This window comes from Yersinia kristensenii (assembly GCF_900460525.1).
In the GTDB taxonomy this organism is placed as follows: domain Bacteria; phylum Pseudomonadota; class Gammaproteobacteria; order Enterobacterales; family Enterobacteriaceae; genus Yersinia; species Yersinia kristensenii.
This window is the reverse complement of the sequence record NZ_UHIY01000001.1, coordinates 3,807,829-3,819,175: the sequence shown is the minus strand read 5'-3', so window position 1 is coordinate 3,819,175 and position 11,347 is coordinate 3,807,829. Positions and strand designations below refer to the sequence as shown.

The following is an 11,347-nucleotide window of genomic DNA, read 5'->3' as shown; positions in this document are numbered from 1 at the left end:
GGCAAACCCCTCTGTGAGCAAATCTTTTACAGGGTAAGCGCCGAATAACCTTGTAGCAACGCGCATTTAATGATTATTTTATATAAGCTAGGCGTATCAATTGTCTCTAGCTATTCTTAGGTTTCTAACGGTTATTACATGAAAAAAGCAGAATTCTACGCGGAATTAAAACGTGATTTGAGTGCCCTGATTGCAGGTGAAACCAACTTTATCGCCACATTGGCTAATGCCAGCGCTTTAATTTATGAACGCCTTGAGGGTTTGAATTGGGCGGGGTTTTATTTGCTCGATGGCAATCAATTGGTATTAGGCCCTTTCCAGGGGAAAATCGCTTGTGTACGCATTCCTGTTGGGAAAGGGGTGTGTGGAACTGCGGTGGCAGAAAATCGCGTTCAGCGGGTCGGTGATGTGCATGCATTCCCCGGTCATATTGCTTGTGATGCCGCCAGTAATGCTGAAATTGTGCTGCCAATCACAGTTAAAGGAATAGTTATCGGCGTTTTGGATATCGACAGCATTGTTTATGATCGCTTTGATAAAGACGACGAATTAGGCTTAATCTCAGTCGTGGCGGGGCTTTGCGAGCATCTTGAGCTTTGTGACAGTTCAAAATATGTTACAAAGAGTGCAAGTTGATAGACGGATAACGTGGCAATTGCTGATGGCGTCATTATAATGACGCCTGTTCATGCCTGCGCTGGTTGGCAAACCCGTTGTAATCAGGAAATTTCATGGAAAATCAACCTAAGTTGAACAGTAGTAAAGAAGTCATAGCCTTTTTGGCTGAGCGGTTCCCGCTTTGTTTCACCGCCGAAGGCGAAGCACGTCCACTGAAGATCGGTATTTTTCAAGATCTGGTAGAACGTGTTCAGGGGGAACAGAATTTAAGCAAAACGCAATTGCGTTCTGCGCTGCGTCTCTATACATCTAGCTGGCGTTATCTTTATGGGGTCAAAGTCGGTGCTGAGCGTGTTGATTTAGACGGCAACCCTTGTGGTGTGCTGGAAGAACAACATGTCGAACATGCCCGCAAACAGCTGGAAGAGGCGAAAGCCCGTGTTCAGGCACAACGTGCTGAACAACAAGCTAAAAAGCGCGAAGCTGCCATTGCTGCGGGTGAAACCCCAGAGCCACGTCGCCCACGTCCGGCAGGTAAAAAACCTGCGCCGCGTCGTGAAGCGGGTGCTCCGGTGGAAAACCGCAAGCCGCGTCAGTCACCTCGCCTACAACAGGCTAATCAACAACAGGCTCGGCCACCTCGTCCACAGGCCGAGGAAAACCAGCCACGCCCTGTGCCGGTCACAGATATCTCTAAACTGCAAATTGGTCAAGAAATCAAAGTCAGAGCAGGCAAGAGCGCGATGGACGCAACCGTATTAGAAATCGCTAAAGATGGCGTACGGGTGCAGCTGTCTTCAGGTCTGGCGATGATTGTGCGCGCAGAACACTTGCAGTTCTGATACGGAGGCCAACCTAGGCATGAACAAATTTGTCAGACTAACAGCAATCGCAGGCTTGTTACTGGCGGGGGCAAGTTACGCGGCTGATACAACGTATCGCATCGATCAACTTCCTCAATTGCACCAGGAACCAGAGCATGCAACCGTGAGTGAGCGCGTAACATCGCGCTTCACTCGCTCTCACTATCGTCAGTTTGCATTGGACGATCAGTTTTCCGCCAAAATATTTGATCGCTTCCTCAACATGCTGGATTACAGCCATAACGTGTTGTTGGCATCAGATGTGGCACAGTTCGCGGATAAAAAACATTCGCTGGACGACGAGTTAAAATCCGGCCAGCTAGATACGCCGTATGCATTATTCAATCTGGCGCAAAAACGCCGTTTTGAACGCTATCAATATGCGCTGTCAGTTTTAGACCGGCCAATGGATTTCACCGGTAATGACACCATTGATATTGATCGCAGCAAAGCGCCTTGGCCGACTAGCGAAGCTGAGCTGAATAAGCTTTGGGACGCTAAAGTCAAGTATGATGAACTCAATTTGAAATTAACCGGTAAAACGGATAAAGAAATCAAAGAGACGTTGACCAAGCGCTATCAGGCTGCCATTAAGCGCTTGACGCAAAGTAATAGCGAAGACGTCTTCCAGCTGATTATGAATGCGTTCGCTCACGAAATTGACCCACATACCAATTACTTATCCCCACGAAACACCGAACAGTTCAATACCGAAATGAGCTTGTCTCTGGAAGGTATTGGTGCAGTTCTGCAAATGGATGATGATTACACATTAATCAACTCCATGGTTCCAGGGGGCCCGGCAGCGAAAAGTAAAACTATCGCCGTGGGTGACCGGGTGATCGGTGTAGGGCAAACCGGCAAACCGATGGTGGATGTCATCGGCTGGCGTCTGGATGATGTCGTCGCGCTAATTAAAGGGCCGAAGGGCAGTAAAGTCCGGTTGGAAATTTTACCTGCTGGTAAAGGGACTAAACCGCGCACTGTGACCTTGACGCGTGAGCGTATTCGTTTGGAAGACCGCGCGGTGAAAATGTCGGTGAAAACCATCGGCAAAGAACGTGTCGGGGTGCTGGATATTCCGGGCTTCTATGTTGGCCTGACCGAAGACGTCAAGGTGCAATTGCAGAAGCTGGAAAAAGAAAATGTCAGCAGCATTATCATTGACTTACGCAGCAATGGTGGTGGGGCTCTGACTGAAGCTGTCTCGCTGTCGGGTTTGTTTATTCCGAGTGGGCCGGTGGTTCAGGTACGGGATAACAATGGCAAAGTGCGCGAAGACAGTGATACTGATGGCGTGGTGTATTACAAAGGCCCGCTGGTGGTCTTGGTTGACCGCTATAGTGCCTCTGCTTCCGAGATTTTTGCTGCTGCAATGCAAGACTATGGCCGTGCATTAATTGTCGGTGAGCCGACCTTCGGTAAAGGCACGGTTCAGCAGTACCGTTCGCTGAATCGCATTTACGATCAAATGCTGCGCCCTGAATGGCCAGCATTGGGCTCACTGCAATACACTATCCAGAAATTCTATCGGGTAGATGGCGGCAGTACTCAACGTAAAGGGGTTGTCCCAGATATCGTGATGCCAACGGGGGTTGATCCGGCAGAAACCGGTGAAAGCTTCGAAGATAATGCCTTGCCTTGGGACAGCATTAATGCTGCCAGCTATACCAAGACGGGCGACTTGAAACCGCTGGAGCCGGAGTTGCTCAAAACGCATGCCGCACGTATCGCCGCTGATCCTGAATTCCAACATATTCAGCAAGATATTGAGCGTTATAAGGCACTGAAAGATAAGAAGAACATTGTCTCTCTTAATTACGCTCAACGTGAAAAAGAGAACCATGAGGATGATGCCACGCGGCTGAACCGTTTAAATGAGCGCTTCAAACGTGAAGGTAAAAAGCCGCTGAAGTCATTGGAAGATTTACCCAAAGACTATCAAGAGCCGGACCCTTATCTGGACGAGACAGTTCATATCGCCTTGGATTTGGCCCATAAAGAAAAAGCGCAGCCGCAGGTTGAATCCCAACCAGCAGCACCTGCGCAGTCAGCAACCGCCGCAAAATAATTAGCGGATGATAAACATAATCCGGGTTCTTAGAGCTCGGATTTTTTTTACTTTTTTTTCATGCCACAACCCTTTGATTGATGAAAAAATAGCTTAATATGTAATAAAAAGTATCCAAGTTTGTAAAGTTATGTTGATTTCCTCTCTTAGAACTTAACAAGCCTTGAAAATTTGTCAGATGCCCATACGATCAGCATATCTCAGTAATCATTTAGCTAAGTCATCATGACGATTTTGGCTTATACGATGTCGATTTAATACGGTCGTCAATTAACAGAATAAGGAAATAACTTTTTATGATGCGTATCGCTCTATTCCTTCTCACCAACCTGGCTGTCATGTTGGTGTTCGGGTTGGTGCTTAGCCTGACAGGTATTCAGTCCAGCAGTGTGCAGGGGCTGATGATCATGGCCGGTCTGTTTGGTTTCGGCGGCGCATTCGTTTCGTTGCTGATGTCCAAGTGGATGGCGCTGCGTTCCGTGGGCGGTGAAGTGATTGAACAGCCGCGTAATGAAACTGAACGCTGGTTGTTGGAGACGGTTCGCCGTCAGTCTCAGCAGGCAGGCATTGCTATGCCACAAGTGGCTATTTACCAGGCGCCGGATATTAACGCCTTCGCCACCGGTGCTCGTCGTGATGCTTCACTGGTCGCCGTCAGCACCGGTTTGTTGCAGAACATGAGCCGCGATGAAGCCGAGGCAGTTATTGCCCATGAAATCAGCCATGTGGCAAATGGTGATATGGTCACCATGACCTTGATTCAAGGTATTGTGAATACCTTTGTTATCTTCATTTCGCGCTTGATTGCACAGGTGGCTGCCGGCTTCTTGTCGGGTGATCGTGATAATGAAGGGAGCAGTTCAGGTAACCCAATGGTTTACTTTGCGGTATCCATGGTATTGGAGCTGGTGTTTGGTATTCTTGCCAGCATTATTACCATGTGGTTCTCACGTCATCGTGAATTCCATGCCGATGCCGGCTCAGCCAGATTGGTCGGGCGTGAGAAGATGATTGCCGCATTGCAGCGGTTAAAAACCAGCTATGAGCCGCAGGAAGCAGGGACTCTGATGGCTTTCTGCATTAACGGTAAATCTAAATCATTCAGCGAGCTGTTTATGTCCCATCCACCGCTGGACAAACGTATTGAAGCTTTGCGTTCGGGTGAATACCTGAAATAACCTGCATTGAAGCTCAATAAAAAACCCCGCTTCGGCGGGGTTTTTTTATGGTTGAGCAGCCAGGTTAACTGCGTTTCTGGCTGACTCGCAGTAGGCTGACCAGTGCTGCAATACTGGCGAAACAGCCCGCCAGGATGAGTGATGCATGTGTCCCATTAGTTGCAAATAGATTAAACATCAAAGCGACCAATGCAGCCCCTGATGTCTGCCCCAGAAGGCGTGCGGTGCCCAGCATACCACTGGCTCCACCGCTGCGATTTTGGGGGGCAGCAGAAATAATCGTGTGGTTATTGGGTGCCTGAAACAGGCCAAAACCTGCACCGCACACCACCATGCGCCAAATAATATCCATATCACTGGGATTGGTTGGCAATATGGCTAACAGAAATAGCCCACTGGCAAATACTGCCAGACCAATCCCACCGAGTAATCCGGCATGATAACGCTCAACTAATCGCCCGGCGATAGGGGCGATCACCATGGTGGCGAGTGGCCACGGGGTTAATAGCAGCCCGGTGGCGACTTCATCACGGCCCAATACTGTTTGTAAAAAGAAAGGCAGCGAAACCATGGCCAGCATTTGTGCGGCAAAGGAGCACACTGATGTGCCGATCGACAGCGCAAAAATAGGAATGCGTAGCAAATCCACGGGCAGCAAGGGGAAGGGCTGGTTGAGTTGGCGGCGCACAAAGAAAAAGCCGATGACCAGCAATGCAATCACTTCAGCGGCAATCAGTGTCGGGCTTTGCTCCTGGGCAAAACCACTGATGGCGGTTATCAGTAAACCAAAGGTCAGCGCGTTCATAATACTGCTGGTGACATCGAAACGGTTGCCGTTGCTTTTCATATTGTTGGCAGGTAAGAACTTCATGCCCAGCCCCCAAGCGACCAGGCCTATCGGCACGTTTATGGCAAATAGCCACTGCCAGGAGGCAACTGACAACACTGCGGCGGCAATGGTTGGCCCCGCAGCCGCAGAAACCGCCACAATCAAGGCATTAATGCCGATACCTCGCCCTAACTGAGCTTTGGGATAAATAATTCGGATCAGAGCGGTGTTCACACTCATTAATGCGGCGGCACCCAACCCTTGCAGTACGCGAGCAAATGTGAGAGTCCATAAGGAATCGGACAAGGCGCAAAACAGGGATGTCACACTGAATACCAGTAAGCCGGCCTGATAAACCCGTCGATAACCAATAATATCGCCCAGTGATGCCATTGAAAGTAAAGATACGGTGATGGCTAACTGATAAGCATTCACGACCCAGATAGAAGTGGCGGGGCTGGCATTAAGGTCACGGGCAATGGTCGGTAATGCGACATTGGCGATAGTGCCGTCCAGCACCGCAATCATAATACCTAAAGCAATAACAACGACGGCGGCATAGCGTTGTGGAACCGGCATTCCATCGGTTGCAGATGGGCTCATAGATTTTGTCTGTAAAAGTCATAAGGTAGCAGAATCTTTCCATGCTAACGGCTATCGTGCTTGAATGCACTCTTGCGGCCAGGGTTATTTGTAAAAGACCATTTTTAGATGGAAGATCGAAGTGAATCACCCTTTTAGCCCATATTAACCGCCTGATAAAGACCATGATTTATGTAAATCAGTAAAAATAGAACCGCGATCACGGAAAAATGAAACATCGTTTCTATAATGTGGGGTAATATTAGCCGAACAGGTTCTCCTGCAGGTAAATTTTAATTCTCTGATGATTTTAAGGACTTTCCGGATGGCTAAAGGTAAACAAATCCCTCTGACATTTCATACTTATCAGGATGCCTCTACCGGCGCACAAGTTACACGGTTGACGCCCCCTGATGTGACTTGCCACCGTAACTATTTCTATCAAAAATGTTTCACCCGTGATGGCAGTAAGTTGTTGTTCGGCGGCGCTTTTGATGGCCCATGGAACTACTACTTGCTGGATCTTAATACTCAGGTGGCCACACAACTGACAGAAGGGCGCGGCGACAATACCTTTGGTGGTTTTTTATCACCGGATGATGACGCGCTGTTTTATGTCAAAGATGGCCGTAATCTGATGCGTGTTGACCTTGCTACATTAGAAGAAAATGTGGTTTATCAAGTGCCTGAAGAGTGGGTTGGTTACGGTACTTGGGTGGCTAATTCAGATTGTACCAAGTTGGTTGGCATTGAGATCAAACGCGAAGATTGGCAGCCTCTGACGGACTGGAAGAAATTCCACGAATTCTACTTTACTAAACCTTGCTGCCGCCTGATGCGGGTTGACCTTAAAACAGGTGAATCGGCGGTGATTTTACAAGAAAATCAATGGCTCGGTCATCCAATTTACCGTCCTTATGATGACAACACAGTTGCGTTTTGCCATGAAGGCCCCCACGATCTGGTTGATGCGCGGATGTGGCTCATCAATGAAGATGGCAGTAATATGCGCAAGGTGAAAACCCATGCAGAAGGCGAAAGTTGCACCCATGAATTCTGGGTGCCAGATGGCTCAGCGCTGGTGTATGTTTCCTATCTAAAAGGCAGCCCAGATCGCTTTATTTACAGCGCTGATCCAGAAACACTGGAAAACCGACAATTGACCTCAATGCCAGCGTGTTCGCATCTGATGAGCAACTATGACGGCACGTTACTGGTGGGCGATGGTTCTGATGCGCCGGTCGATGTGCAAGATGACAGCGGGTATAAAATTGAAAATGATCCATTCCTGTATGTTTTCAACCTGAAGAATGGCACTCAGCATCGTGTTGCTCGCCACGACACCTCATGGAAAGTATTCGAAGGTGATCGCCAGGTCACACATCCACACCCTTCCTTTACACCGGATGATAAGCAAATCCTATTTACCTCGGATGTTCACGGTAAACCGGCATTATATTTAGCTACATTGCCTGAATCAGTCTGGAAATAGTTGAATTTTACACTAGCCTCTTTCATGGGAAGAGGCTAATTTGCTGTCTGCAAGGCTAATATCTTATTATTCACATTGGTTTATTGCACAGTCTCACGACTTCCCTTTATAATAAAACCACTGTTCTATTTTTTTTAAAACATATTGTTTTATCAAACACAGAAAATGAGTAGGGTAACCAAAAAATGGCTATTGCAGATTTAGATAAACAGCCCGACTCTGTTTCGTCGGTTCTGAAAGTTTTTGGCATCTTACAAGCCTTGGGTGAAGAGCGGGAAATAGGTATTACCGAGCTTTCTCAGCGTGTAATGATGCCTAAGAGTACAGTGTACCGCTTCCTCCAGACCATGAAGTCTTTGGGATATGTCGCACAGGAAGGCGAATCAGAGAAATATTCCCTGACTCTGAAGTTATTTGAGTTAGGCGCTAAAGCATTACAAAACGTCGATTTGATCCGTAGCGCTGATATACAAATGCGTGAATTATCCAATGAAACTCGTGAAACTATTCACTTGGGTGCCTTGGATGAAGATAGCATCGTTTATATCCATAAAATCGATTCTATGTATAACCTGCGGATGCATTCTCGTATTGGCCGCCGTAATCCACTGCACAGTACTGCCATTGGTAAAGTATTGTTGGCGTGGCGTGACCGTGGCGAAGTAGAAGAAATCTTGTCTCATGTCGAGTTTACCCGCAGCACCAAACACACGCTGGGCAGTGCCGCGGCCCTGTTGCCAGTGTTAGATCAGGTTCGTGAGCAAGGCTTCGGTGAAGATATCGAAGAACAAGAAGAAGGTTTACGCTGCATTGCTGTGCCGGTTTTTGACCGTTTCGGTGTCGTCATTGCGGGTTTAAGTATTTCATATCCGACGTTGCGATTCTCTGAAGACAGCAAAAGTAATATTGTGAAATCTTTGCATCGCGCTGCACGTAATATTTCTGAACAAATGGGGTATCGCGATTATCCTTTCTGAGGAAATCTCTTTTTAGGGTAAATACTGTATAATTATTGGATATTTTAAGTCAGCTGTTAATTATAACTATTTATTCCTTCCCATATTCCAAACGGCTCCCCTTATCAGGAGCCGTTTTTTATTCGAATTGTATGTAACAGCAACATCAACTAATTTATAGATATAAGTCTTATCTGATGATATTAGTTATCATTTGAACATACTGTTGACGGGCCATTTAATTTAGTGGGTTCACTATAACCGTGCTTAAGCATCATTACAGGGAGAAAAAAGATGAGGAAGTTATTAAGCATAGGGTTATTACTGCTACTGGCTGGCTGTAGTAGCTCTCATCGTGATAAACCGAATAAATTGATTGATCGCGGTGAGTATAAAGTGGATACCAATATCCCTTCTGTTGCTCAAAATACGCGAGTGAGGTTTTTGGTTCTTCACTACACCGCAACAGATGACGCAGAGTCACTGAGATTACTAACACAAGGTGATGTTAGCGCCCATTATTTGGTCAAAACACATCCTGATAACCTTGATGGCAAACCTATCGTTTTACAATTAGTTCCTGAATCTGAACGCGCCTGGCATGCCGGTGTTAGCTATTGGCATGGGCGTAATAGCCTCAATGATACCTCGATAGGCATTGAAATCGTCAATAAGGGCTTTACTGAGAAGATGTTGGGTAGGCAGTGGTATCCATACAACGAATCACAGATTCAATTGATTGAGCGGCTAACCAAGGACATTGTTGAGCGTTATAATATTGATCCAACTGATGTTGTCGCTCATAGCGATATTGCGCCACAAAGAAAGTCAGATCCTGGACCATTATTTCCGTGGAAGCGTTTAGCGGAGCAGGGCATCGGGGCTTGGCCTGATGATGCGACGGTCACAAAGTATATTGATGGTCGAAATAAAAATGATCTCGCATCTGTCGCTATTATCCAGCAGGCATTAGCGCGTTATGGTTATCAAATTCCCCAAAGTGGCGAGTTAGATGATGAGAGCAAGCACGTTATCGAAGCATTTCAAATGCACTTCCGGCCGCAAGATTTCAGTGGTGTGCCGGATGTAGAGACGGAAGCTATTGCATTGGCATTGGTAGAAAAATATCGTCCCCTTCATCCTTGAAGTCGTGGGGTACAGGTTCCAGCGAGTGGTTTAAAAATAAAAAGCCAGTCACGGATGACTGGCTTTTAAGGACTCATCAGCGATGTTTATTGATGGGCTAAATCGCCATCATCATCACTGTTGAGAATGTCTTTATCTGTTTGTTTCATCAATTGGCTGGTAATGGTACCGGCAGTCATTGAACCGCTGACATTCAATGCAGTGCGCCCCATATCTATCAATGGTTCAACAGAGATAAGCAAAGCAACCAAAGTGACGGGTAAGCCCAGCGCTGGTAGTACGATTAGCGCAGCGAAAGTTGCACCACCGCCAACACCAGCAACACCGGCAGAGCTGATAGTGACAATGCCGACCAGCGTGGCAATCCATACTGGGTCTAGCGGGTTAATCCCAACAGTGGGGGCCACCATTACGGCCAACATTGCAGGATAAAGCCCTGCACAGCCATTTTGGCCGATAGTTGCCCCGAAGGATGCTGAGAAACTGGCGATAGATTCAGGAACACCCAAACGGCGAGTTTGTGCTTCTACATTCAGTGGGATACTGGCAGCACTGGAGCGGCTGGTAAATGCAAACGTCAGCACTGGCCAAACTTTGCGGAAGAATTTCAGCGGGTTAATACCGGTGAAAGACAGCAGCACGCCGTGTACCACAAACATAATGGCCAGGCCAAGATAAGAGGCAACAACAAAACTACCCAGCTTGATAATATCTTGGATATTAGAACCGGCAACCACTTTGGTCATCAAGGCCAGTACGCCGTAAGGGGTCAATTTCATCACCAGACGCACCAACTTCATCACCCAAGCTTGCAGCGTATCGATAGCTACTAACACACGTTGGCCTTTCTCTACATCATCTTTCAGTAATTGCAGGGAAGCTATTCCCAGGAAAGTGGCAAAGATAACCACACTGATGATTGAGGTTGGGCTAGCACCGGTCAAATCGGCAAACGGGTTTTTCGGGATAAAGGAGAGAATCAACTGAGGGATTGTCAGATCAGTCACTTTACCAAGGTAATTGCTTTCGATAGCACTCAAACGCGCTGATTCTTGTGTACCTTGCACCAGACCATCAGCCGTTAAGCCAAATAGATTGGTCACCAGCACACCGACCAGAGCTGCGATTAATGTAGTGAATAGCAATGTACCTATGGTCAATACACTGATTTTACCCAATGAAGAGGCATTATGAAGTTTGGCAACCGCACTTAAGATTGAGGCGAATACCAGTGGCATAACAATCATCTGCAGTAATTGCACATAGCCATTACCCACGATATTAAACCAAGTGATCGACTCTTTCAGTACCGGATTATCTGAGCCATAGGCCCATTGTAGCCCGAGACCAAATAGTACACCCAACCCCAGACCGGCCAAGACTTTCTTGGACAGACTCCATTGTTTATGCCGGGTTTGTGCCAACAGTAATAGCAGTGCTACAAATAACAGCACGTTAATCACAAGCGGTAGGTTCATCCCCAAATCTCCAAATTATTATTTTAAATACTGGCCACATATTCTATTTCTATTTTTATCTAGAATAGAGCCACGCACAGACAACTGCGCAAATTAGTCGCGTATGTTAGCAGTTACTTAGGAGACTCACTTAT

General features: G+C 47.0%; 9 protein-coding genes. 7 read left to right on the top strand and 2 right to left on the bottom strand.

The genetic code is table 11. The annotated features are described in order from the left end of the window. Positions 1–138 precede the first annotated feature (138 nt). The 4 genes from DX162_RS17510 (at position 139) to htpX (ending at position 4,730) form a co-directional block, all read left to right on the top strand. A complete protein-coding gene (locus tag DX162_RS17510; protein ID WP_004392721.1) occupies positions 139–636 on the top strand; it encodes a GAF domain-containing protein in 498 nt (165 codons plus the stop codon). 95 nt (positions 637–731) lie between these two features. Beyond that, positions 732–1,460 carry an RNA chaperone ProQ gene (gene proQ / locus DX162_RS17505; protein WP_004392720.1) on the top strand — a complete coding sequence of 243 codons (729 nt, stop codon included), beginning with the start codon at positions 732–734 and terminating at the stop codon, positions 1,458–1,460. A 19-nt stretch (positions 1,461–1,479) separates the two neighbouring features. Continuing rightward, complete coding sequence (gene prc, locus DX162_RS17500; protein ID WP_098080842.1) at positions 1,480–3,552, top strand: carboxy terminal-processing peptidase; 2,073 nt, start codon at positions 1,480–1,482, stop codon at positions 3,550–3,552. A 296-nt stretch (positions 3,553–3,848) separates the two neighbouring features. After that, positions 3,849–4,730 carry a protease HtpX gene (gene htpX / locus DX162_RS17495; RefSeq protein WP_025378445.1) on the top strand — a complete coding sequence of 294 codons (882 nt, stop codon included), beginning with the start codon at positions 3,849–3,851 and terminating at the stop codon, positions 4,728–4,730. A gap of 64 nt (positions 4,731–4,794) precedes the next feature. On the opposite strand, the gene DX162_RS17490 is transcribed toward htpX, so the two are convergent. Then, a complete protein-coding gene (locus DX162_RS17490) occupies positions 4,795–6,162 on the bottom strand; it encodes an MFS transporter (RefSeq protein ID WP_032821128.1) in 1,368 nt (455 codons plus the stop codon). Positions 6,163–6,466: 304 nt separating this feature from the next. On the opposite strand from DX162_RS17490, the gene ogl reads away from it, so the two are divergent. From ogl to DX162_RS17475, 3 genes are all read left to right on the top strand, one after another. After that, positions 6,467–7,633 (top strand): oligogalacturonate lyase, encoded by a 1,167-nt coding sequence (ogl, locus tag DX162_RS17485; RefSeq protein WP_049560151.1) that lies wholly within the window; start codon positions 6,467–6,469, stop codon positions 7,631–7,633. A gap of 185 nt (positions 7,634–7,818) precedes the next feature. Next, positions 7,819–8,610, top strand: coding sequence for a DNA-binding transcriptional regulator KdgR (gene kdgR / locus DX162_RS17480; protein ID WP_004393245.1), 792 nt, complete (start codon positions 7,819–7,821; stop codon positions 8,608–8,610). 273 nt (positions 8,611–8,883) lie between these two features. Further along, positions 8,884–9,735 carry an N-acetylmuramoyl-L-alanine amidase gene (locus DX162_RS17475; RefSeq protein ID WP_004393246.1) on the top strand — a complete coding sequence of 284 codons (852 nt, stop codon included), beginning with the start codon at positions 8,884–8,886 and terminating at the stop codon, positions 9,733–9,735. An 86-nt stretch (positions 9,736–9,821) separates the two neighbouring features. Here the strand turns inward: DX162_RS17475 and DX162_RS17470 are convergent, their stop codons facing one another. Beyond that, positions 9,822–11,213: an L-cystine transporter gene (locus DX162_RS17470; RefSeq protein ID WP_032821129.1), complete on the bottom strand. Its 1,392-nt coding sequence runs from the start codon at positions 11,211–11,213 to the stop codon at positions 9,822–9,824. Positions 11,214–11,347: the final 134 nt, after the last annotated feature.

Coding starts and splice junctions, on each gene's coding strand:
- DX162_RS17510 (WP_004392721.1), top strand. CDS start 139: ATGAAAAAAGCAGAATTCTACGCGGAATTAAAACGTGATTTGAGTGCC.
- proQ (WP_004392720.1), top strand. CDS start 732: ATGGAAAATCAACCTAAGTTGAACAGTAGTAAAGAAGTCATAGCCTTT.
- prc (WP_098080842.1), top strand. CDS start 1,480: ATGAACAAATTTGTCAGACTAACAGCAATCGCAGGCTTGTTACTGGCG.
- htpX (WP_025378445.1), top strand. CDS start 3,849: ATGATGCGTATCGCTCTATTCCTTCTCACCAACCTGGCTGTCATGTTG.
- DX162_RS17490 (WP_032821128.1), bottom strand. CDS start 6,162: ATGAGCCCATCTGCAACCGATGGAATGCCGGTTCCACAACGCTATGCC.
- ogl (WP_049560151.1), top strand. CDS start 6,467: ATGGCTAAAGGTAAACAAATCCCTCTGACATTTCATACTTATCAGGAT.
- kdgR (WP_004393245.1), top strand. CDS start 7,819: ATGGCTATTGCAGATTTAGATAAACAGCCCGACTCTGTTTCGTCGGTT.
- DX162_RS17475 (WP_004393246.1), top strand. CDS start 8,884: ATGAGGAAGTTATTAAGCATAGGGTTATTACTGCTACTGGCTGGCTGT.
- DX162_RS17470 (WP_032821129.1), bottom strand. CDS start 11,213: ATGAACCTACCGCTTGTGATTAACGTGCTGTTATTTGTAGCACTGCTA.